The organism is Nonomuraea sp. MG754425, assembly GCF_021699195.1.
Lineage (GTDB): Bacteria > Actinomycetota > Actinomycetes > Streptosporangiales > Streptosporangiaceae > Nonomuraea.
On sequence record NZ_SSXE01000035.1, the window covers coordinates 1 to 20,020 of the forward strand.

The 20,020-nt window shown below is 73.7% G+C and carries 25 protein-coding genes; 6 read left to right on the plus strand and 19 right to left on the minus strand.

What is annotated here, in order from left to right:
* Positions 1 to 961 (plus strand): hypothetical protein (locus FAF44_RS14910; RefSeq protein WP_237103738.1); only part of this gene is annotated, 961 nt, incomplete at its 5' end.
* A gap of 76 nt (positions 962 to 1,037) precedes the next feature.
* On the plus strand, positions 1,038 to 1,814 hold the full coding sequence (locus FAF44_RS14915) for an FHA domain-containing protein (protein WP_237103739.1): 777 nt from the start codon (positions 1,038 to 1,040) through the stop codon (positions 1,812 to 1,814).
* A 26-nt stretch (positions 1,815 to 1,840) separates the two neighbouring features.
* Here the strand turns inward: FAF44_RS14915 and FAF44_RS14920 are convergent, their stop codons facing one another.
* From FAF44_RS14920 to FAF44_RS14940, 5 genes are all read right to left on the minus strand, one after another.
* A complete protein-coding gene (locus FAF44_RS14920; protein WP_237103740.1) occupies positions 1,841 to 2,230 on the minus strand; it encodes a VOC family protein in 390 nt (129 codons plus the stop codon).
* 56 nt (positions 2,231 to 2,286) lie between these two features.
* Complete coding sequence (secD, locus tag FAF44_RS14925; protein WP_237103741.1) at positions 2,287 to 4,533, minus strand: protein translocase subunit SecD; 2,247 nt, start codon at positions 4,531 to 4,533, stop codon at positions 2,287 to 2,289.
* A 37-nt stretch (positions 4,534 to 4,570) separates the two neighbouring features.
* A complete protein-coding gene (locus FAF44_RS14930; protein WP_237103742.1) occupies positions 4,571 to 4,936 on the minus strand; it encodes a hypothetical protein in 366 nt (121 codons plus the stop codon).
* A gap of 44 nt (positions 4,937 to 4,980) precedes the next feature.
* Positions 4,981 to 5,520 carry a dihydrofolate reductase family protein gene (locus FAF44_RS14935; RefSeq protein ID WP_237103743.1) on the minus strand — a complete coding sequence of 180 codons (540 nt, stop codon included), beginning with the start codon at positions 5,518 to 5,520 and terminating at the stop codon, positions 4,981 to 4,983.
* A gap of 137 nt (positions 5,521 to 5,657) precedes the next feature.
* Positions 5,658 to 6,383 carry a bifunctional 2-polyprenyl-6-hydroxyphenol methylase/3-demethylubiquinol 3-O-methyltransferase UbiG gene (locus FAF44_RS14940; protein ID WP_237103744.1) on the minus strand — a complete coding sequence of 242 codons (726 nt, stop codon included), beginning with the start codon at positions 6,381 to 6,383 and terminating at the stop codon, positions 5,658 to 5,660.
* 192 nt (positions 6,384 to 6,575) lie between these two features.
* Here FAF44_RS14940 and FAF44_RS55775 point away from each other — a divergent pair, with 192 nt between their 5' ends.
* Positions 6,576 to 7,322, plus strand: coding sequence for a GNAT family N-acetyltransferase (locus tag FAF44_RS55775; RefSeq protein ID WP_237103745.1), 747 nt, complete (start codon positions 6,576 to 6,578; stop codon positions 7,320 to 7,322).
* Between the two features lie 16 nt (positions 7,323 to 7,338).
* On the opposite strand, the gene FAF44_RS14950 is transcribed toward FAF44_RS55775, so the two are convergent.
* From FAF44_RS14950 to FAF44_RS14960, 3 genes are all read right to left on the minus strand, one after another.
* Entirely contained in the window at positions 7,339 to 8,016 is a 678-nt protein-coding gene (locus FAF44_RS14950) for a response regulator transcription factor (protein ID WP_308193327.1), read from the minus strand.
* Positions 8,013 to 9,260 carry a sensor histidine kinase gene (locus FAF44_RS14955; protein ID WP_237103746.1) on the minus strand — a complete coding sequence of 416 codons (1,248 nt, stop codon included), beginning with the start codon at positions 9,258 to 9,260 and terminating at the stop codon, positions 8,013 to 8,015. Before FAF44_RS14955 ends, FAF44_RS14950 begins: the two co-directional genes overlap by 4 nt.
* 151 nt (positions 9,261 to 9,411) lie before the next feature.
* A complete protein-coding gene (locus tag FAF44_RS14960; RefSeq protein WP_237103747.1) occupies positions 9,412 to 9,969 on the minus strand; it encodes a DUF6461 domain-containing protein in 558 nt (185 codons plus the stop codon).
* A 147-nt stretch (positions 9,970 to 10,116) separates the two neighbouring features.
* On the opposite strand from FAF44_RS14960, the gene FAF44_RS14965 reads away from it, so the two are divergent.
* The 3 genes from FAF44_RS14965 to FAF44_RS14975 are packed head-to-tail and all read left to right on the plus strand — an operon-like array spanning position 10,117 to position 11,614.
* Positions 10,117 to 10,740: a phosphoheptose isomerase gene (locus FAF44_RS14965; protein ID WP_237103748.1), complete on the plus strand. Its 624-nt coding sequence runs from the start codon at positions 10,117 to 10,119 to the stop codon at positions 10,738 to 10,740.
* Positions 10,737 to 11,006 carry a HypC/HybG/HupF family hydrogenase formation chaperone gene (locus tag FAF44_RS14970; protein ID WP_237103749.1) on the plus strand — a complete coding sequence of 90 codons (270 nt, stop codon included), beginning with the start codon at positions 10,737 to 10,739 and terminating at the stop codon, positions 11,004 to 11,006. The genes FAF44_RS14965 and FAF44_RS14970 overlap by 4 nt, the downstream gene beginning before the upstream one ends.
* Positions 11,003 to 11,614, plus strand: a complete 612-nt coding sequence (locus FAF44_RS14975; RefSeq protein WP_237103750.1) for an SIS domain-containing protein — start codon at positions 11,003 to 11,005, stop codon at positions 11,612 to 11,614. Before FAF44_RS14970 ends, FAF44_RS14975 begins: the two co-directional genes overlap by 4 nt.
* Here FAF44_RS14975 and hypE read toward each other — a convergent pair.
* From hypE to FAF44_RS15030, 11 genes are all read right to left on the minus strand, one after another.
* On the minus strand, positions 11,597 to 12,673 hold the full coding sequence (gene hypE, locus FAF44_RS14980; protein WP_237103751.1) for a hydrogenase expression/formation protein HypE: 1,077 nt from the start codon (positions 12,671 to 12,673) through the stop codon (positions 11,597 to 11,599). The two genes, FAF44_RS14975 and hypE, sit on opposite strands and share 18 nt — an antisense overlap.
* Positions 12,670 to 13,815, minus strand: coding sequence for a hydrogenase formation protein HypD (gene hypD / locus FAF44_RS14985; protein WP_237103752.1), 1,146 nt, complete (start codon positions 13,813 to 13,815; stop codon positions 12,670 to 12,672). The genes hypE and hypD overlap by 4 nt, the downstream gene beginning before the upstream one ends.
* A gap of 9 nt (positions 13,816 to 13,824) precedes the next feature.
* On the minus strand, positions 13,825 to 14,097 hold the full coding sequence (locus FAF44_RS14990; protein ID WP_237103753.1) for a HypC/HybG/HupF family hydrogenase formation chaperone: 273 nt from the start codon (positions 14,095 to 14,097) through the stop codon (positions 13,825 to 13,827).
* Complete coding sequence (locus tag FAF44_RS14995; RefSeq protein WP_237103754.1) at positions 14,075 to 14,443, minus strand: hydrogenase maturation nickel metallochaperone HypA; 369 nt, start codon at positions 14,441 to 14,443, stop codon at positions 14,075 to 14,077. Before FAF44_RS14995 ends, FAF44_RS14990 begins: the two co-directional genes overlap by 23 nt.
* 119 nt (positions 14,444 to 14,562) lie before the next feature.
* A complete protein-coding gene (locus tag FAF44_RS15000; RefSeq protein WP_237103755.1) occupies positions 14,563 to 15,381 on the minus strand; it encodes a hydrogenase maturation protease in 819 nt (272 codons plus the stop codon).
* A complete protein-coding gene (locus FAF44_RS15005) occupies positions 15,378 to 16,322 on the minus strand; it encodes a hypothetical protein (protein ID WP_237103756.1) in 945 nt (314 codons plus the stop codon). Before FAF44_RS15005 ends, FAF44_RS15000 begins: the two co-directional genes overlap by 4 nt.
* Positions 16,319 to 16,954: a DUF6084 family protein gene (locus tag FAF44_RS15010; protein ID WP_237103757.1), complete on the minus strand. Its 636-nt coding sequence runs from the start codon at positions 16,952 to 16,954 to the stop codon at positions 16,319 to 16,321. Before FAF44_RS15010 ends, FAF44_RS15005 begins: the two co-directional genes overlap by 4 nt.
* Positions 16,951 to 17,169, minus strand: a complete 219-nt coding sequence (locus FAF44_RS15015) for a hypothetical protein (protein ID WP_237103758.1) — start codon at positions 17,167 to 17,169, stop codon at positions 16,951 to 16,953. Before FAF44_RS15015 ends, FAF44_RS15010 begins: the two co-directional genes overlap by 4 nt.
* Positions 17,166 to 17,774, minus strand: a complete 609-nt coding sequence (locus tag FAF44_RS15020) for a DUF5947 family protein (protein WP_237103759.1) — start codon at positions 17,772 to 17,774, stop codon at positions 17,166 to 17,168. The genes FAF44_RS15015 and FAF44_RS15020 overlap by 4 nt, the downstream gene beginning before the upstream one ends.
* On the minus strand, positions 17,771 to 18,202 hold the full coding sequence (locus FAF44_RS15025; protein ID WP_237103760.1) for a hypothetical protein: 432 nt from the start codon (positions 18,200 to 18,202) through the stop codon (positions 17,771 to 17,773). The genes FAF44_RS15020 and FAF44_RS15025 overlap by 4 nt, the downstream gene beginning before the upstream one ends.
* Positions 18,203 to 18,213: 11 nt before the next feature.
* Entirely contained in the window at positions 18,214 to 20,013 is a 1,800-nt protein-coding gene (locus tag FAF44_RS15030) for a nickel-dependent hydrogenase large subunit (RefSeq protein WP_237103761.1), read from the minus strand.
* Positions 20,014 to 20,020: the final 7 nt, after the last annotated feature.

The window sequence follows — 20,020 nt, forward strand, 5'->3', positions numbered from 1 at the left end:
GGTGATGGTCGCGCTTGCGGTGTGGGGGTGGGGCGGCGGGCGGGTCCCGCTGCCGGGCCCGGCCGCGGAGAGCGCGCAGGAGGCCGGCCGGCCACCCGCCACCGGCCCGGCCGGCGGTGACGTGCTCGGCGACCGGCGCACCGCCGACCCGTGCGCCCTGCTGAGCCCCGCCTCGCTGGCCCGGTTCGGCCGTACCGAACTCGACCCCGCCTACGGCAACTTCGACCGGTGCGACGTCCTCGTCCGTCCCCCGTCCGACACCGTCGTGGACGTGCGGGCGGACCTCAACCTCGATCCCCCGCCCGAGCAGGTGGCAGCGGCCAGGACCACGGGGGTCGTCACGGTGGTCGAGGACCCGGGCGAGAGCCACGCCTGCAACCGCACGCTGATCCTCGGCGGAGTCGCCGACACCACGATCACGGTCACCGCGAAACGCGACGACGACGGCGAGGCCGCGCTGTGCGAGATCGCCGACGCCGCCACCGACGACGCCGTGCGCACGCTCAACCGGGGCCCGCTCGCCCGCCGCTCCCCCGGCTTCCCGCCCACGTCCCTGGCCCGGCAGGACGCCTGCACGCTGCTGCCCGCCCGGGCGCTGGAGATCGTGCCCGGCATCGACGCCGCCGACCCGGACCGCGGCTACGGCGGATGGGTCTGCGGGTGGGTGAGCACCACCAGCGACGTCCACCTCGACCTGCGCTTCGACCAGGGCCGGCCGCCGGACGCGACGGGTGGGGCCGCGACACGGCTCAGCGGTTTGCGCGCGTACGTGCGCCCCGAGGCCGAGGGGCACGAGACCTGCCTCGCGCAGATCGTCTACCGCACCTACGGCGACCGGCACGGCCGGCGGGCCGCCGAGACCGTGCGTGTCCTGGTGGGCGGGTCGCGCCCGATGCGGGAGCTGTGCCGGATGGCCACCGGCCTGGCGGGCGCGGCGGCGTCCCGGCTGCCACCCGCGTGATCCCCGGCCAGGGCCGTCCGGGAGGGGTCCCGGCGGGGGGCGGGGAGCCTGGGAGCGTACGAGAGGGAGGATGGCGATGAAGATCCCTGACAGCCTCGCCAGAGGCGTCGCGCCCGCACGTCCGGGCACGCTGCACGCCCGCTCGGTCAGCGGCGGCGTCGAGGTGCCGCCCCGGCAGGGCCGGACCGTGCGGTTCGGCCGGGGGGAGCGGCCTGATGTGGATCTGTGCGTCGGGGAGGACGATCTGTGGGTCAGCCGCCGGCACGGCGAGCTGACCTACCGCGAGCAGCGCTGGTGGCTGCGCAACACCGGGCAGCAGCTCCTGCGGCTGCCCAGGGGCCGGCTGATGCACGCGACGACCGAGGCGTTCCCGCTGGCACCCGGTTACACGCCGGTGTTCGTGCGCGGGTCGGGCTTCCGCGAGCACCTGGTGGAGCTGTACGTCACCGGCCACGACGACGAGCGCACCCCGCGCCGCCGGGCGCCGACGCTGCCGCCGCGAAGGTGGCCGCTGGACGAGGACGAGCGGCTGCTGCTGGTCGTGCTGGGCCAGCGGTACCTGCTGTACGAGGAGGGCCCGCACCCGCTGTCCTACCGGCAGGCGGCCGAGCAGCTCGCCGGTCTGCGGCCCGGCGGCGACTGGCGGGAACGCAGGATCGAGAACCGGATCGAGACCGTGCGCCGCCGCCTGGACGCGGGCGGGTTCCCGTACCCGCTGACCCACGACAGGTCGTCGGGCGGGCCGTCGGACAACCTGCTGCACAACCTGCTGCGCGGGCTGGTGGAGTCGACGACGCTGGTGCCGCCCGATCTCGACCTGCTGGAGGAGGACGACGAGGGCCGGGCCGGCTGACGGGCCCCTGTCCCCGGGGGCCGGGTTCAGCGCTGGTCGCGGCGCAGGGGGTGGTCGTCCGGGACCTCGACCAGGACGAGGCGGTGCCCGTCGGGGTCGGCGATCCACGCCTCGACCAGCCCCCAGGGCTCCAGGCGGGCCGCGCGCAGCACGGTCACGCCCGCCGCGCGCAGCCGGTCCTCCTCCAGCGCCACGTCACGCACCTGGAGCCAGAGCGACACGCCCGGCCCGGCGGCCCCGTCCGCGGCGCTCCCCGACAGTTCGAGGAAGCCCTGGCCCAGGAAGAAGACCACGCCCGGGTGCTCGGGCGGGCCGAACTCGCGGTAGACGGCCAGCCCGAGGGTCTCGCCGTAGAAACGGCGGCTGCGTGCGTGGTCACCGGGACGCAGCAGCACGCGACTGCTCAGCACTTCCATGCCGGACCCCTTCCCCGCGTCCGGCCGGGGAAAGCCCTCCGGGGCCGATCATCGTGTCACACGACCGCCCCCGATCCCCGGGGCGTGCGCGGGGCCTTCGGCCCGGCCGGCATCGGCGCCGGCCGGCGGTCGAAGCGGCCGAGCAGGATCGCCGTCGGGCCGGCCACGAACGCCGAGGACAGCGTGCCCGTCACGATGCCGGCCACCAGCGCGATCGCGAAGTCGCGCAGCGAGTCGCCGCCGAAGGCCATGAGCGCGAGCAGGATGAACAGCGCGCCGAGGCCGGTGTTCACCGTGCGCGGCACGGTCTGCAGGATCGCGGCGTTCACCGAGACGGCCAGCGGCTCGCCCCGGCGGGCCGCCCACAGCTCCCTGACCCGGTCGAACACCACCACCTTGTCGTTGACCGAGTAGCCGACGACGGTCAGCGCCGCGGCCAGGAACACGCCGTCCACCGGCTTGCCCAGCCAGGCGAACAGGCCCGCCACCACGACCACGTCCAGCAGCAGCGCCAGCACGGCCGAGGCGGCGAACGTCCACCGGAACCTGGCCGCCAGGTACACAAGCTGCATGGCCACGGCCACGCCGAGCGCGACGAGGGCGTTGCGGCGCAGTTCCGCGCCCAGGCTGGGGCCGATGAACTCCTCGCTCCGCTTGGTGACCTCGCCCGCCTGGGCCTCCAGCTCCTGCTCGATCCTGGCGACCTCGTCGAGGCCGAGCCGGGCGGCGCGGACCGAGACGCCGTCGTCGCCCGCCTGCACCACCGCCGTGGGGAATCCGGCCCGCGCGACCGCCTCCCCCGCCGCCTCCGGCGAGATCGGCCTGGACGTGGCGAACTCGACCAGCCGCCCGCCGGTGAACTCCACGCCGAAGTTCAGCCCGCGCGCCACCAACCCGGTGACCGCCACCGCCGCCAGCCCGCCCGCGACGCCCAGCCACACCCTGCCGTGGCGCATGAGCTGCGGGTTCCTGCGGGTCAGCCAGGTTCGTACGGAACCGGCGGAGCCGAGCCCGGACAGCCGCGGCCCGATCCGGCCCATGACGGCCTGGGTGAGCACGCGGGTGATGAGCATGGCCGAGACCAGCGAGGCCAGCACGCCGACCGCCAGCGTCACGCCGAAGCCCTTGACCGGGCCGGAGGCCAGCCAGAACAGCAGCCCGGCGGCGATCAGGGTGGTGACGTTGGAGTCGGCGATCGCGCTCCAGGCGTTCCTGAACCCTCGGTCGAGCGCGCCCCGCAGGCCGCCGCGACCGGGCGTCCGCAGGTACTCCTCCCTGGCCCGTTCGAAGACCAGCACGTTGGCGTCGATGGCCATGCCGATCGCCAGCACGAACCCGGCCAGCCCCGGCAGGGTGAACGTCGCGCCCATCGCCACCAGCGCCGCGTACGAGATGACGCCGTAGCAGAGCAGGGCGACCACCGACAGCAGCCCGGCCAGCCGGTAGACGGCCACGATGAACACGGCGGTCAGGAGCAGCCCGGCGACCGCCGCCCTGGCGCTGGCGTCGATGGCCGCCGCGCCGAGCGTCGGGCCGACCGTCCGCTGCTCGACCAGGTCGAGCGGGACGGGCAGCGCGCCGCCCTTGATCAGCACGGCCAGGTCGCGGGCCTCCTCGTGCGTGAAGGAGCCGGTGATCTGGGCGGACCCGCCCGGGATCCCGGTGCGGCAGGGCACGGACGGGTCGAGCGGCGGCGAGGAGATGACCTCCTTGTCGAGCACGATGGCGATCCGCCGCCCGGGGTCGTTCTGCGGCCGGCAGGCCGCCTCCCCGGTGAGCCGCTGCCAGGCCGCCTGGTCGCGGAAGTCGAGGCTCACCCACCAGCCGGGGCCGCGCTGGGGGTCGCTCTGCTCGGCGGCGTCGCTCACCCCGTCGCCGGTGATGGCCGCGGGGCCGAGTTCGAGCGGCACGCCCCGCTCGTCGCGTACCGCGCTCGCGTCTGCGGGCTCGGCGAGGCCGAGCACCGGGTGGAAGGCGAGTTGCGCGGTACGGCCGATGACCTCGGCGGCCTGGCGCGGGTCGAGCACGCCGGGCAGCTCGACGATGATCCGCCGCTCGCCGGAGCGGACCAGGGTGGGATCGACGACGCCGAGCGCGTCGGCCCGCTGGCGCAACACGTTGAGCGCGCGGTCGGTGGCCGCGGCGTCGGCGGCGACGGTGGGGGTGCTCCTCGTCTCGAAGACGAGCTGGGTGCCGCCGCGCAGGTCGAGGCCCAGACGGGGCGAGAGGGCCAGAGTGAGCGCTAATGAGATCGCGATGACGGCACACGCCGTCAGCGCGCGCCAGAACGGCGCACGGAACATGGAAGCCTCCACAGGCTGAAGGTGCGAAAGGGGATCTTCAGTGCCCTGTGGAGGGAGGCGCGCGGGCCGCCGCCGCGAGGGGGCGGCGAGCCGTGGGGACGTCGAGAGGCGGCTCGGGGACGACGGCGGCCCCCGACGGGCGCGTGCCGGGCGGCCCGGCCGCGAGGGTCGCGCCCGTGACGCCGCCGCCGGGGCCGCCCTGCCAGGCGCGCAACTCCGGAGCCGGATGCGGGACCTGCTGCATCCCGGAGGGCTGCGGCTCGGCCCGCCAGGTCGCGGCGTGCACGGCGGGCACCGCCCCGGCCTGCTGGACGGCCTGCGCGGGCGCGGCGGCCGGCAACAACCACGACAGGAGGAGGAGCAGCGCGGCGGGCAGCCTCACGGGCAGCCTGGTGCGGCGCATGTCACCCCCTCACTCGTGGCCTCCAACCTAGCGCGTCGGGGCCACTACGCCTTGCCGCCGTAGGTGAGGACGACGATGCCCGACGCGAAGCGGGTCGTCTCCAGCAGGTCGAAGTGGGTCAGGTCGAGGCCGTCGAGCAGCCGGTCGCCGCCGCCCGCGATGACGGGGAACACCCACAGGTGCAGCTCGTCGAGCAGCTTGTTCGCGATCAGCGTGCGGTCGAGCACGCCGCTGCCGAACTTGAGGATGTCGCGTCCAGGCTGCCGCTTCAGCTCGGCGACGGCGGTGGCGACGTCGCCCTCGATCAGCCTGCCGTTCCAGGCGTCGGCCTTGTCGAGCGTGGTGGAGGCGACGTAGGTGGGCAGGCCGTTGATGTGGTCGGTGTACTCGTCGCCGGAGCGGGCGCCCCACGTCTCGGCGAAACCCTCGTACGTCTCCCGGCCCAGCAGCAGCGCGTCCGCCGAGAACAGCAGCTTCGCGGCGTAGCCCCGGTGCTCCTCGTCCCAGTACGGCGAGCCCCAGACGTGCGGGTCGCCGATGACGCCGTCCAGGGTGACGAACGTGGACTCGACCAGCTTCCTCATCGTGTTCTCCTCGGGTCGTGCCTTGGTGTCGATGAGGTAAGACTGGCCGCCGCCGCTTACCGAATCCTGCCGGTATTCTTACGGCCGCCCGCTCAGGGGCCGTCAGCTCATGGGCGCTCGGCTCATGGGCGCTCGGCTCATGGGCGCTCGGCGACGAAGACGAACTCCTTGCCGGGACGGTCGGGCGCGTCCCTGACCTCCTTCAGGTCGTAGCCGTGCGCCGCCAGGTCGGCCTCGACCTCCGCGCGCTCGCGGAAGCGCAGCGTGGAGTGGGAGGTCAGCACCTCGCCGTCGGAGGCGAAGACGACGGTGGTGCGGAAGGTGACCAGCGGGCCGCTGACGTCGAGCAGGTCGTGCCACCGCTCGACGCGGCCCGTTCCCGGGATCTCGACGGCCTGGTGGGTCTCCTGCCGGGTCCAGCCGAGCCAGGCGCGCCGGGCCGGGTCGCGGGTCTCGAGCACCAGGCGGCCCCCCGGTCGCAGCGACCCGTGCACGGCGCTCAGGGCGGCCTGCCAGTCGTCCGGTCCGGCGATCGCCTGGGCCACGTTGCCCGTCATGGTGGCGAGGTCGGCGCGCAGCGGCGGCAGGGCTCCGGCGTCGCCGTGGATCCAGCGCACCCGTCCGGCATGCGGCTTGGCGCGGGCGACGGCGAGCGAGGCCGCGGCCGGGTCGAGGCCCGTCACCTCGATGCCCCGGGCGGCCAGCAGCAGCGCGAGCGTGCCGGTGCCGCAGCCGACGTCCAGCACGTGGCGCGCGCCCAGTTCCGCGGCGATGGCGAGGTAGGCGTCGAGGTCGCCGCGATCGGCCTCCAGCGCGTCGTAGACCGCGGCCAGCCGGGGGTGGGCGAAGATCGCGTCGGGCATGCGGTCACGTTACGCGGCCGGGGACGGGCGGCGCGACGCAATATCCCGGCTGCCCCCTCCGGGGCCGGGGGACGGTTATCCTCGATCGGTCATGAGCCTCACGATCACCGGCGGCGCGATCGCCGCGTCCGACCTGCCCGCCGGCTCCGTCCGGGTCGCCGGGCCACGTTTCGGCACGTCCGGGTGCGCCCGGTGAGCCCCGCCGTGCACGCCTACCTCAGGGCGGCGGCCGGGCCCGGGGCGCTGCGGGCCGGGCCGTTCCTGATCCGGTTCGACACGCACGACGACGCGCCGCCGTTCAACTACGCCATCCCCGACGACACCGCCTCGCCCACCCCGGGCGAGGTCGCCGCGCTGGTGGCGGCCTTCCGCGAGCGCTCGCGGATGCCGAGGCTGGAGTACGTCCCGCAGGCCGCGCCGGGGGTGGAGGCCGCGCTGCTGGCCGCCGGGTTCGTGCCGGAGGGGCGTTACCCGCTGCTGGTGTGCCCGCCGGACGAGGTCGTGGCCGCGTCCGCGCCGCCGGACGTGCGGGTGCGGCTCGTGTCCGGCGACGCCGAGCTGTGGCAGGTGGCCCGGGTCATGCACGAGGCGTTCGACGCGCCGGAGGCCGGCGAGCACGACGTGGCCCGGCTGCGCCGGATCCTGACCGGCGGCGGGCTCGTGGCCGCCGCCGTCGATGACGCGTCCGGGCAGGTCGTGGGCGGCGGGCAGCTCGGCCGGCCGCACGAGGGGGTCGCCGAGGTGGCGGGCATCGCGGTACTGCCCACGCACCGGCGGCGGGGGCTCGCGGGGGCGATCACCGCCCTGCTGACCCGCGAAGGGGCTCGGGCCGGGGTCGGCCGGCCGTTCCTCACCCCGGCCGACGACGCGGCGGCCCGCGTGTACGCCCGGGTGGGCTACCGGCAGGTGGGCGAGGCACTCCACATCTCCCTCCCCTGACCCCCCGGCCGGGCGTTCAGCGTGGGGTGGGGTCGTTCGGGGTGGTGTGGCGGGAGATCCAGACCGCGAGCTGGGTGCGGTCGCGGAGGCCGAGTTTGCGCAGGCAGCTCGAGATGTGGTTCTTGGCCGTGCCCTCCGTGATGTGCAGGCGGCGGGCGATCTCGCGGTTGGCCGCTCCCGCGCCGATGAGCAGCGCGATCTCGTACTCGCGCTCGGACAGCCCGCCGGGCGGCCCCTGGGGCCGGGTCATCGGGGCGGGAGCGGCGCGCAGCAGGCCGACGAGCCGCTCGCTCGCCGCGCCGCCGAGCACGGTCTCGCCGCGCGCGGCCCGCCGGATGGCGGACACCAGGTCGTCCGGCGGGGTGTCCTTCAGCAGGTAGCCCTTGGCTCCCGCGCGCAGCCCGCCGAAGATGTAGTCGTCGTCGTCGAACGTGGTCAGGATGACCGGCGCGACCTCCGGGAACCGCTCGCGCAGCAGGCCGACGAGTTGCACGCCGTCCATGCCGGGCATGCGCGCGTCCACGAGGGCGACCTGGGGCCGTAGGCCGTCCGGCGTGCCGGCCAGCCAGGTCAGCGCCTCCTCGCCGCCGCCGGCCGTGGCGGCGACCTCGATGCCGGGCTCGATCTCCAGGAGTTTGCGCAGGCCCTCGCGCATGAGGATCTGGTCGTCCACCAGCAGCACCCGGATCGTCACAGCGGCACCGTCGCACGCAGGGTGAAGCCCCGGCCGGCCACCGCGTCGGAGCCGGCGCCCACGTCCAGTTCGCCGCCGACGCCGCGTACGCGCTCGCGCAGGCCGCGCAGGCCGAAGCCGTTGGCCGTCGCCCCGGGCGCGGCGCCGGCGCCGTCGTCGGAGACGGTCACCTCGACGCGCTCGGCCGTGCAGTCGAGCGCGACCTCGACGTGGCGCGCCCCCGAGTGGCGCAGGGCGTTGGTCAGCCCTTCCTGGACGACCCGGTAGCAGACCAGCTCGCGGCCCTCGTCCACGTCGGGCCAGGCGCCGTTGACGGTGAAGGCGACGCCGGTGCCGGCCGAGCCGAACGACTCGGCCAGGGCCCGCAGGGCGTCGGGACCGGCGCGGCCGTCCATGCGCAGGGGTTTGAGCGCGCGGACCCAGCGGCGGGTGTCGGTCAGCGCCTCCAGGGTGAGGGTCTGCGCCTGGCTCACCTCGTCCCAGGCGGCCTCGGGACGGACGGTGCGGTAGCGCTGGGCGTTCTGCAGGCCCACGTTGATGACGGTCAGGTAGTGGCCCACGGAGTCGTGCATGTCGCGGGCCATCCGGGCACGTTCCTCGGCGACGGCCAGGTCGCGGGAGCGGGCCGCGTACCGGGCCAGTTCGGCGTGGGCCTGTTCGAGGTCGGCGAGCAGGCGGCCGGTCTCCTCCGCGCGGCGGCTGGAGTCGAACATCGCGACCACGACGACGAGGAGCACCAGGCAGAGCAGGAGCACCAGCAGGCCGTTGACGACCGCCCCCAGCAGGGACTGGCCGGGGTTGAGCATCGAGATCACGAAGCCGATCAGGCCGGCGACGGCGGCGTAGCCGAGCGCGCCGCGCAGCCCGAGCACGACCAGCGCGTTGCCCACCGCCAGGCCCACGATGAGCAGGGCCGCGAGGCCGCCCGTCGAGACGAGCGCCAGGGTCACGGCCAGGAACGCCACGGTCACCGCCAGCCGCGACGCGGGCGGGTCCGGCCGCCACGGCAGCAGCGGCCAGAGCAGCATCGCCACGAGCAGCGCGCCGACCCCCACGTAGGCGAGCGTCTCGAACAGCGGCCAGGTGCCCGGCGCGGTGAAGTCCATCGTCAGGAGCATGGCGAGGTGGTTCAGGGCGATGAGGGAGATCGAGCCCCAGAAGAAGACTCGCAGCACGAGGGGCGGACGGTCGTCGACGAACCGCACCCAACCGGCCAAGTCCCGCATCGATCGCGCCTGCCGCATATGCGGAGCATAGCCATCGTGCCCCCGCCGGACAGCGTGCCGATGGTCATGTGCCTCCGGTCATGGGGGCACGGGGGCCAGGCATGACCACCACGCCGCTTGCCCCCGGTCACAGAGGCATCTTCGTGGTGGTCGGCGGCTTGGAGACGACTCAGGACAGGTAGGCGCCCAGGATCTGGGGAGTGAGCTTGATTCCGGTGAGGCGCTCGATCAGGACGAGCCCTGGCCCCCGGTAGAGATCCCACTTGTGCTCCCCGTAGTCGTGGTCGATCTGCTTCATGGTCTCCACGAGCTCGTCGGGAACCTCCTCGGAGTAGCCCTCCTGGGCCCAGAACGCGAACCGGGTCTCCCCGTCCTCCACCCAGCGGAACTCCTCCAAGTCCTTGAGGTCGAGGCGGTAGAGGGAGACCACACGGGTGCCCTCCGACAGCGGCACGATGAACTCGTCGTCGGCGCCGAGCCTGCTGTTGTACTGCGCGACGAACGCCCAGTCGCCGATGGTCGTGACCGCGACGAACTCGGGCTTGTAGTCGTTGCGGGTCCCGGCATCGACCGACTCGTCGAGCGTCGTCCAGGAGAAGTCTTCTGCCCGGCCGCCCATCCGGGCTGCGAGCTGCTCGGCTGTGAGCCCGCGAACGAAGATGAAGCTGTAAGCCTCCGCCAGGGCGGAGTCCGCGAACCAGGCGTGGTCACCAGGGGGCGTGATCATGCGGCGATCATGGCAGAGCCCACTGACACAACCTGCCGAGACTGATCGCGGCCTCAGCCGTCGAACCCCGTCGTCACCGGGCGCTTAGACCGAAGCTTGCCGTGTCCCTGCGGGGCGGGCGGTGGGTGGCTGGGCTGGAATGAGGGCATGGCTGATCTGCTCGAACGGGCCCTTGACCGGGCACAGGCCGCACGCGTGGCTCCCGGAGCGGCGCTGGCGGCCGAGGCGGCGGAGATCGTACGGGCGGCGCGGGCGATGTCCGAGCGGTTCTGGCGGGGCGGGCGGCTGCTGGCCTTCGGGTCCGCGGCGGACGCGGCGCACGTCGCGGTGGAGTTCACCCATCCGGTGATCGTGGGCAAGCGGGCGCTGCCGGCGTTCGCGGTGGACGCCGTGCTGCTGCGCACGCTGGGGCGGCCGGGGGACATCGCGGTCGGCATCGGACCGGACCCCGGTGACGGGCTCCTGGCGGCGGCTCGCGAGCTGGGCATGCTGACGGTCGCCCTGACCGCCGAAGCGCCCGCCGGCTCCGCCACGGACGGACGCGCCGCCGGAGCGCCCGGTGGCTCTCCCTCGAACGAGCGAGCGCCCGCCGATCCTGCCTCGGGCGGGCCCGCCGCCGAAGCGCCCGCCGGAGCGCGTCCGGGCGAGAGGTGTCCCGCCGAGCACGTGCTGGTCGCGCGCACGGCGGATCCGCTGGTCGCCCGCGAGATCCACGTCACCGTCTACCACCTGCTCTGGGAGCTGGTCCACGTGTTCCTGGAGTCCTCGTGACCGGCGAGTGCGGCGACCGCTGCGTGACCTGCTCGGACGTCGCCGTGCCCGTCCGGGTGGCCGAGTTGCTGCCCGGCGGGCTGGCGCTGGCCGACACCGGGGCGGGCCTGGAGGAGATCAGCGTGGCGCTCGTGGAGGCGCGGGCGGGCGACACCGTGCTCGTGCACGCCAAAGAAGCCATCGCCGTGCTGGGCCGGCCCCAAGACCGGCCCGAAGATCAGCCCGAAGATCAGCCCGCTGACCAGGAAAGGACGATGCCGGGATGACCGAGACGCTCTACCCGTTCCTGCGCCGTGACCCGCTCGACCTCACCGCCTCGACGGCCGCCAAGGCGCGCGAGAGCCTGGAGCTGCGGCTGCGGGTCCTCGGCGAGCTGGGCCCGGCGCTGGAGGCGTGCGCCGTGGCCGTGGCGGGCGCGTTGCGCGGCGGCGGGCGGCTGTTCGCGTTCGGCAACGGCGGCAGCAGCACCGACGCCGGATCCGTGGCCGGGCTGTTCACCGGCTTCGGGCTGCCCGCGCTCTCGCTGACCTGCGACACCGCGCTGGTGACGGCGCTCGGCAACGACGTGGGCTTCGAGGTGGTCTTCGCCCGCCAGCTCGCCGCAATCGGCGGGCCCGGCGACGTGGCGGTGGCGCTGTCCACCAGCGGCGGCTCCGCCAACGTGCTGCTGGGGCTGGCGGAGGCCCGCCGGCTGGGCATGGTCACGGTGGGGTTCGCCGGGTCCGGCGGCGGACGGATGGCCGCCGAGCGGCTGGCGGAGCACCTGTTCGTGGTGCCGTCCGAGTCGGTGCACCGCATCCAGGAGGCCCAGGCCACGCTCTACCACGTGCTGGCCGACCTGGTCGCCGGCGAGCGGTCAGCAGATCCGCGGTAGCGGGTCACCGACCAGGATCTCGACCACGCGGGTGCCGCCGATCGCGGTACGCAGCAGCACCAGCGCCTCGGGCTCGGCGGCGACCGCGCCGATGATCGCGGCCTCGGCCCCGAGCGGGTGGGCGCGCAGCGCGTCCAGGGCTGACTGGGCGTGGGCGCCGTCCACGACGGCCACGAAGCGGCCCTCGCAGGCCACGTAGAGCGGGTCGAGCCCGAGCAGCTCGCACACGCCGGTGACCTCCGTCCGTACGGGGATCGCCGCCTCCTCCAGCACCACCGACACGCCGGACGCGACGGCCACCTCGTTCAGCACCGTGGCGACGCCGCCCCTGGTGGCGTCGCGCAGCGTCCTGACCTGGCCGGGCAGGGCGTCCAGCAGCCCGGCCACGACGTCGTGCAGCGGCGCGGTGTCGGAGGTGATCGGGGCCTCGATGCCGAAGTCGCCCCTGGCCAGCATGATCGCGGCGCCGTGCGCGCCGATCGGCCCCGACACGAGGACCGCGTCGCCGGGCCGGGCGGCCGAGGCCGAGAGCGTGCCGGGCCGCTCGATCACGCCCACGCCGGTGGTGGTGATGTAGCAGCCGTCGGCGCGCCCGCGCTGGACCACCTTCGTGTCGCCGGTGACGATCTCCACCCCGGCGGCGGTCGCGGCGGCGGCCATCGAGGCGACCACCCGGCGCAGGTCCGCGACCGGGAAGCCCTCCTCCAGGATGAACCCGGCCGACAGGTAGCGGGGGCGGGCCCCGCACATGGCCAGGTCGTTGACGGTGCCGTTGACGGCCAGGTCGCCGATGTCGCCGCCGGGGAAGAACAGCGGGCTGACCACGTACGAGTCGGTGGTGAAGGCGGCGCGCGCCGAGCCGAGCGGCAGGGTGGCGCCGTCGTCCAGGGTGGCCAGCAGCGGGTTGCGGAACGCCTCCAGGAAGACGGCCTCGACCAGCGTCTGGGTGGCCTTGCCGCCGGAGCCGTGGGCGAGCGTGATCAGCTCCTCCCTGACGACCGGCTTGCGGCGGCGGGCCCGCTCGATGCGGTCGAGCACCTGCTGTTCGCCGCCGCTCATGCCCGGCTCACCTCGCCCAGCGGGATCACGGCCGGACGTCTGTCCCTGGTGAAGCGGCCGAAGTTGTAGTAGGCGGCGCAGGCCCCCTCGGAGGAGACCATGCAGGTGCCGATCGGCGTCTCCGGCGTGCACGCGGTGCCGAACACCTTGCACTCCCACGGTTTGAGCACGCCTTTCAGCACCTCGCCGCACTGGCAGGAGCGCGGGTCGGCGACGCGTACGCCGGGCAGGTCGAAGACGCGCTCGGCGTCGAAGGCGGCGTACTCCTCGGCCATCGCGAGGGCCGAGTGGGCGATGAAGCCGAGCCCGCGCCACTCGAAGTGCGGGCGCAGCCGCATCACCCGTCCGATCGCCTCCATGGCGACCGGGTTGCCGTGCCACGGGACGACCCTGGCGTACTGGTTCTCCACCTCGCAGCGGTCCTCGGCGAGCTGGCCGAGCAGCATGTGCACCGAGGCGAGGATGTCCAGCGGCTCGAACCCGGCCACGACCAGCGGCTTGCCGTAGTCGCGGGCGATGAACGCGTACGGCTCGCAGCCGATCACGGCCGACACGTGGCCGGGCCCGATGAAGCCGTCGAGCCGCAGGTCGGGCGAGTCGAGGATGGCCTTGATCGCCGGGATGATCATGACGTGGTTGCAGAAGACGGAGAAGTTCCGCACCCCTTCCGCCGCCGCCCGCAGCACGGTCATGGCGGTGGACGGCGCGGTGGTCTCGAAGCCGATGGCCATGAAGACGACCCGCCGGTCGGGGTTCTGCTTGGCGATCTTGAGGGCGTCGAGCGGCGAGTACACCATGCGGATGTCCGCGCCGGCCGCCTTGGCGTCCAGGAACGAGCCGGTGCCGCCGGGCACGCGCAGCAGGTCGCCGAACGACGTCATGATCACGTCGGGCTGGGAGGCGATGTGGATGGCGTCGTCCACCCGGCCCATCGGGATCACGCACACCGGGCAGCCGGGGCCGTGGACCAGCGAGACCTCCTCCGGCAGGTGGTCCTCCAGCCCGTGCTTGTAGATGGTGTGGGTGTGGCCGCCGCACACCTCCATGAACGCGTACCTGCGTCCGGGACGGCACCGCGCCGCGATCCCGGCGGCCAGCGCCCGCGCCCTGCCCGCGTCGCGGTACTCATCGACGAACCGCATCCCGCCCCCTCAAGAGATGTCCGACGCGCGCAACGCGTCGATCTCGTCCTCGTACGGCTGCCCGAGCCCTTCCAGGTACTCCAGGACGGCCTGCGCCTCGGCCTCGGAGATCTTGGACAGCGCGAAGCCGACGTGCACGAGCACCCAGTCGCCCGGCTTCAGGTCCTGGCCTTCGAGCAGCCCGATGTTGATGCGCCGCCGCACCCCGCTGACCTCGACCACGGCCAGGTCCTCGTGCTCCTCGGCCGGGCCGATCAGCTCACCGGGGATGCCCAGGCACACGGGCCCCTGCTCCTTCGCTGAACCAGACCGACTCCAGCACCAGTTCGTCGCCGCCGGTGACGTCGACGTCGCCGCTGGTGCAGCGCGGGCAGTTCGCCAGCGTGTCCACCGACTCCGAACGGTCGCCGCAGGAGCGGCACTCGACCGTCATCGGCATGATGACGAGGTCGATCACCGCGTCCTGCGCGGCGGTGCCCGCCGCGGCCAGCGTGAACGCCTGCCCGAACGCCTCCTGGACCACGGCGTGGCGGGCGCCGACGCGTACCCGGGCCGACGCCACGGGCCGGCCGCCCGCCTGCTGGTGGATCAGCTCGACGAGGCCCTCACAGAGCCCGATCTCGTGCAATTACATCCGCTCCATCCTCAAGTACCGGCGCATCCCCGGCCACTGATGGACCACGACGGCCGCCAGCCCGCAGAGCAGGAGCAGCCGTACCGTCCGCGACTTCCACATGCCACGTCACCTCATCCGTGCGCACGATCGCGGCAGCCCGGTCCGGCGCTTTCCGCAATCATTTCCATAACCAGGGCTTTCACCAGGTTCGCCGCCTCTGCGACGGCGGCCCGTACGGGGTCGCTCAGCTCGCACAGCGCCTCCCCGACGCTCTGCGGCTCGCAGCACACCACGCGGACCACGGCCGGCACCCGGCCCAGCTCCGCCGCCAGCCGCAGCACCCTGACCGGGTCCATGGCGTGCGTCTCGACCGACGGGCCGCGTCCGGACGCCGCGCCGGGCGCGGGCTCCAGGTCGGGCTCCAGCACGGTGAGCGTGCCGGGCGGCTCGCCGCGCGGGGCGGCGTCCACCAGGATGGCGGCGTCGTAGTCGCGCTGCAGCGCGTAGGCCAGGTCCATGCCGCGGATGCCGAAGTCGGTCACGTCCACGCCGGGCAGGCGCGGCTCCCGGGCCAGGTGCTGGGCCACCTCGACGCCGAAGCCGTCGTCGCCCAGGAAGACGTTGCCGATCCCGGCCACCAGGATGCGGGCGGTACGCTCGCCGAGCGGCTCGATCTCCTCGGCCGCGTAGAAGAAGCGGTGGCCGGGCAGCCTGGCCTCGCCGAGGTCGCGGCCGGGGTCGTCGTCGAGGGTGACGGCGAAGTGGAAGACGCCCTCCTCGTCCTGCTCGACGGCCTCGACCACGCCCTCCCGGCCCGCCAGCACCAGGTCGAGCACGTCGGCGGAGCTCCTCGGCCGCACCCGCACCCTGCTGCCCGCGCCGACCGTCACGCCGCCGACGGTCACCTCGGCGGGGCCGCGCGTCTCCATCCGTTCCCAGAAGTCCGTCACGTCGTCGGCTCCGTCCTGCGCATGATGCCGTGCAGGCGCATCAGTTCCTCCTGTGAGAGCGCGGTGCAGCGGTCGAGGATCTCGCGGGCGCGCGGGTCCCCCTCGCGGATCTCGGCCTGCTCCTGGTCGCAGAGCGCCAGCACGCTGAGCGTGAGGAGCTGGTCGATCTCGGTGGCGTCGAACAGGTCGCCGGGGCTCTCCGGCGAGATCTTCGGCTGGTCGTACAGGATGATCGGCGCGGACAACATCGTGCGCAGGTCCTCCCCGGCCAGGACCGGCCAGGCGCCGTCGTTGCGGCAGCCCTCCGCCTCGGCGCGCAGCTCCTCCGGCGGGTCCATGAGCGAGACGAACCGGCCGGCGGGCGCGTGCAGCACCGTGTGCGCGGAGACGAGCGTGCGCGCCAGCGCCTCGGCCCGCGTCCCCTCGCCGGACGCGCCCGGCGGCCACGGCGTGGTGTTGACGACGTCGGCCGTGACCCGGAACAGCTCGGGCCGCACCCACTCGGCGCGCACCTCGGCGTGCCCGCGCAGCGCCGCCCACCGGCGGGTCACCGCGCCCTCGTGCTCCTGCCCCTCCGGGAGGTCGATCTCCGCCCGTACGGGGCCGCCGCCGAGGATGAGCGCCGGGACGCGTACCTCGCGCTCGCGCGCCTCCTCGCCCCGGTCCCGCCGTACGACGTGCAGGAACCGTACCGACACGGCCACCTCGGCCCCCGGCTCGGCGCGCACCACGCACTGCGTGCGCATCCGCCACCGGTTGCCGGCGTGCTCCCTGCCGTAGCCCTCGGGGTGCACGCCGCCGATCGTCCAGCGGTGCCGGTTCTTCAGCGAGGACTCCCGGTAGGGCCACAGCAGGTAGCCCTCGTACAGGACCGCACGGGCGATCTGCCGGACGTCTTCCATCCAGGCGTCCGCCGGGACGTCCGTCGTGTCGTCCGTCATGTGCGTCCTCCGGCCAGCAGCGAGCGGATCACGTCGTCCCATCCGGTGAGCGTGTGCCGCACCTTGTAGGCGTACAGCCGGTCGAACTCCTCCCGGCCGAGCCGCACCCAGGCCGCGCCTGGGAAGTGCCGCTCCATCAGCTCCTTCCACACCCGTACCGGCATCGCGTAGTCGGCCTCGGCCCGTCTGGGCAGGTGGGCGGCCTGGAGCCGGTCGCCGTCCTGGTAGAAGACGGTGCCGGTGAACAGGAAGTCCAGCGGCGCGGTGCCGTCGTCCAGGCCGTGGAAGTACTTGGCGGCGGCCACCTCGAAGTCGTAGGTGCACGGCACCGTGACGCGGGCGGTCGTGGCCCCGGTGAAGCCGGGGATCTGGGTCACGGTCTGCGCCCACAGCAGGCTCGACAGGTTGCGCGACCACTCCTCCGGCGGCCCGAACAGCTCCGCCAGCCGCTCCTTGTCGCGCTCGACGTAGCCGCGGCGGGTGGCGTCGATGCGGACCTGGGTGGCGAGCGTGATCGAGCGGATCTCGGGCCCGCCGGTGGCGTCGAGGGACAGCGTGAAGTCGAGCGCCGGCACGGCCGCGGGCGCGGCCGGCTGGACGCCCGTGACCTGGATGCGCACGTCGGGCGTCATGCGGGTGACAGGTTGGGCATGCCCGGGTCGATCGGGTCGTGCTGGTCCGCGTTGATGCCGGTCGAACGCTCGGCGGTGGAGCGGCCGTCGGGCAGGTGGCCGTCCTGCCTGTCGTAGTTGCCGGGCGCGTTGCCCTCCTTGACGCCCTTGACGTGGGAGGGCGCGTCGGGCCGCACGTCGGGCCGGCCGGTCCTGATGGGCTTCTTCGCGGTCATCGCGTGCTCCTGAGTTCGGTGAAGAATCGGGCGATCTGCTCGCGTACGGCCGAGCCGCCGGTCAGGCCGTGCCACCGGCTGCGGACCAGGCCGACGAGCCGGTAGCAGTCGTCGATGGGCACGATCCAGGCGCCGTGCTCGCGGTCGAGCAGCAGCGCCTCGACGTCGGGGGCCAGCCGGTCGAGCACCGGGTCGTCCCAGGCCGGGCCCGCGACGGCCCCCGCCGGGCTCGGGTAGTACATGACCGGCCGGTCCGCGCCCGAGTCGCGCACCAGGAACACGGTGCGGACCGGCGCTCCCAGGCCCGACCACGCGAAGCCGGTCAGCCGCTCGCGCCGCCTCGGGACCAGCCGGTAGCTGGCGCCGCCCGCGGCCGCGTCGGCGAAGAGTACCTGGCAGGCCTGGCAGGCGCAGCGCAGCTCGCGTACGGACAGGTCGAGCAGGTGGCGGTGGTCGGCGGGCACCGGCTCGCCGCACAGGTCGCACCGCTCCTCGCCGCCCTCCCGCACCCGCTGCCTGTCGCGGGTGGCGATCGCGAGGTCCGCCAGGCGCAGCCGTCCGGCCGGCGGCGCCGCGGCGGCCCGCCGGTCCCGCATCGGGCTCATCGAACCTCCGCCGCGCGCCGGACCGTCAGGCTCTCGACCGGGATCATCGGCCGCTCGCCCGGCCCCACCTCGACCTCGACCCGGTCGGCCTCGGGCGCCGCCGCGCGGACGGCCTGCTCCGCCGCCGACACGGCCGACGAGCCGCAGCCGGAGGCGCGCACGCGGACCCGCACCAGCCCGTCCTCCACGGCCAGGATCTCGGCGCCGGGCAGCGCCGCCTCGACCCGGGCCCGGAGGTCCAGCGGATGCAGGTCGTGCAGCAGGAGCAGGTGCGAGACCAGCTCGTCGGCGGCCAGCTCGGCCCCCAGCGACTCGCCAGCCAGGTCCATCACCCGCGCCAGCCCCTCGCCGTACAGCCCGAGCAGCTCCCCGACCAGCTCGATCGCCGCCGGGTCCGCCGCTTCGAGCAGCGCCTCGATGCGGGCCACGCGCTCCGACGTCACTGCGCCGCGCCGAACGTCGGGGAGTGCACCTGCTGGAGCACCTTGCCGTCGCCCAGGTACATGTGCACCCCGCACGGCAGGCACGGGTCGAAACTGCGCACCGTCCGCATGATGTCGATGCCCTTGAACGAGTCGGGCCCGTTCTCCTCGAAGATCGGCAGCCCCTGCACGGCGTCCTCGTACGGCCCCGGGGTGCCGAAACTGTCGCGCGGGCTGGCGTTCCACGGCGTCGGCGGGTACGGATGGTAGTTGGCGATCTTGCCGTCCCTGATCACCATGTGGTGCGACAGCACGCCGCGCACCGCCTCGTGGAAGCCGCAGCCGATGCCCTCCTCCGGCACCTCGAAGTCGCTGAACACCTTCGTGCGCCCGGCCCTGACCTCGGCCATCGCCTGCTCCAGGAAGTAGACGGCCGACGCCGCCGCGTAGGCGACGAAGTAGACCCTGGCCCGGTTGCGCTCGATGGTGTTGGCCCAGCGCGGCACCTTCCACTCGAAGCTCATCTCGGGCAGCGACCTGCTCTTGGGCAGGTTGATCTGCACCGAGCCGCCGGTGGCGCGGACCGTGCCGATGTCCACCAGCCCGGCCAGCGCGGTCGCCCACAGCCGGGCCAGCGGGCCGCCGCCGGTGTCGAGGGCCAGGTGGTCGCCGGTGCGGTCGTCGAACCAGCGGGGGCTCATCACCCAGCTGTAGTTGCCGCCCTCCAGGTCGCGCTTCTGCGGGTGCGGCAGCGTGGTCTGGTTCCACGGGTGACGCTGGTCGACCGGGTTGCCGAGCGGGTCGTGGCTGACGAACGTCTCCTCGGACTGCCAGTCGTCGTAGTACGAGCTGCCGAGCAGGATCCGGATGCCGAGGTTGATGTCCACCAGGTTCGTGGTGAGCAGTTCGCCGTCGAGCACGATGCCGGGCGTGACGAACATCCGCCGGCCCCAGTCGGCCATGTTGCGGTAGTCGTAGTCGGCGACCTCGGGGTCCTGGAAGGCGCCCCAGCAGCCGAGCATCACCCGCCTGCGGCCGACCTCCTCGTAGCCGGGCAGCGCCTCGTAGAAGAAGTCGAACAGGTCGTCGTTCATCGGGACGGCCCGCTTGACGAAGTCCAGCACCCGCAGCAACCTGGCCAGGTAGTCGGTGAACACCTGGGGCGTGGCGACGGTGCCGACGCCGCCCGGGTAGAGCGTGGACGGGTGCACGTGCCGGCCCTCCATCAGGCAGCACATCTCCCTGGTCACCCGGCTCACCTGGAGCGCCTCGCGATAGACGTCACCGGTGAACGGGTTGAAGGCGCGCATGATGTCGGCGATCGTGCGGTAGCCGTGGATGCCGGAGTTGGGCGCCTGGGTGGTCTCGGCGCGGCGCAGCAGGCTCGGGTTGGTCTCCTTGACCATCTGCTCGCAGTAGTCGACGAAGACCAGGTTGTCCTGGAACAGCGTGTGGTCGAACATGTACTCGGCCGCCTCGCCGAGGTTGATGATCCACTCGGCGAGCGGTGGCGGCTTGACGCCGTAGGCCATGTTCTGGGCGTAGATCGAGCACGTCGCGTGGTTGTCACCGCAGATGCCGCAGATCCGGCTGGTGATGAAGTGCGCGTCGCGCGGGTCCTTGCCCTTCATGAACACGCTGTAGCCGCGGAACAGCGACGAGGTGCTCCGGCACTCGACCACCTCGCGGTTGTTGAAGTCGATCTTCGTGTAGATGCCGAGGTTGCCGATGATCCTGGTGATCGGATCCCAGGACATCTCGACCAGCTCGCGCTTGGTCTCCGCTTTCTGGCCGCGGCCCGCGGTACGGGTGGTCACCTTGCCG

Coding starts and splice junctions, on each gene's coding strand:
- FAF44_RS15015 (WP_237103758.1), bottom strand. CDS start 17,169: ATGACCGCGAAGAAGCCCATCAGGACCGGCCGGCCCGACGTGCGGCCC.
- FAF44_RS15020 (WP_237103759.1), bottom strand. CDS start 17,774: ATGAGCCCGATGCGGGACCGGCGGGCCGCCGCGGCGCCGCCGGCCGGA.
- FAF44_RS14940 (WP_237103744.1), bottom strand. CDS start 6,383: ATGCCCGACGCGATCTTCGCCCACCCCCGGCTGGCCGCGGTCTACGAC.
- FAF44_RS14955 (WP_237103746.1), bottom strand. CDS start 9,260: ATGCGGCAGGCGCGATCGATGCGGGACTTGGCCGGTTGGGTGCGGTTC.
- FAF44_RS14960 (WP_237103747.1), bottom strand. CDS start 9,969: ATGATCACGCCCCCTGGTGACCACGCCTGGTTCGCGGACTCCGCCCTG.
- FAF44_RS14915 (WP_237103739.1), top strand. CDS start 1,038: ATGAAGATCCCTGACAGCCTCGCCAGAGGCGTCGCGCCCGCACGTCCG.
- hypD (WP_237103752.1), bottom strand. CDS start 13,815: ATGCGGTTCGTCGATGAGTACCGCGACGCGGGCAGGGCGCGGGCGCTG.
- FAF44_RS15005 (WP_237103756.1), bottom strand. CDS start 16,322: ATGACGGACGACACGACGGACGTCCCGGCGGACGCCTGGATGGAAGAC.
- secD (WP_237103741.1), bottom strand. CDS start 4,533: ATGTTCCGTGCGCCGTTCTGGCGCGCGCTGACGGCGTGTGCCGTCATC.
- FAF44_RS14935 (WP_237103743.1), bottom strand. CDS start 5,520: ATGAGGAAGCTGGTCGAGTCCACGTTCGTCACCCTGGACGGCGTCATC.
- hypE (WP_237103751.1), bottom strand. CDS start 12,673: ATGAGCGGCGGCGAACAGCAGGTGCTCGACCGCATCGAGCGGGCCCGC.
- FAF44_RS15010 (WP_237103757.1), bottom strand. CDS start 16,954: ATGACGCCCGACGTGCGCATCCAGGTCACGGGCGTCCAGCCGGCCGCG.
- FAF44_RS14920 (WP_237103740.1), bottom strand. CDS start 2,230: ATGGAAGTGCTGAGCAGTCGCGTGCTGCTGCGTCCCGGTGACCACGCA.
- FAF44_RS14975 (WP_237103750.1), top strand. CDS start 11,003: ATGACCGAGACGCTCTACCCGTTCCTGCGCCGTGACCCGCTCGACCTC.
- FAF44_RS14930 (WP_237103742.1), bottom strand. CDS start 4,936: ATGCGCCGCACCAGGCTGCCCGTGAGGCTGCCCGCCGCGCTGCTCCTC.
- FAF44_RS14965 (WP_237103748.1), top strand. CDS start 10,117: ATGGCTGATCTGCTCGAACGGGCCCTTGACCGGGCACAGGCCGCACGC.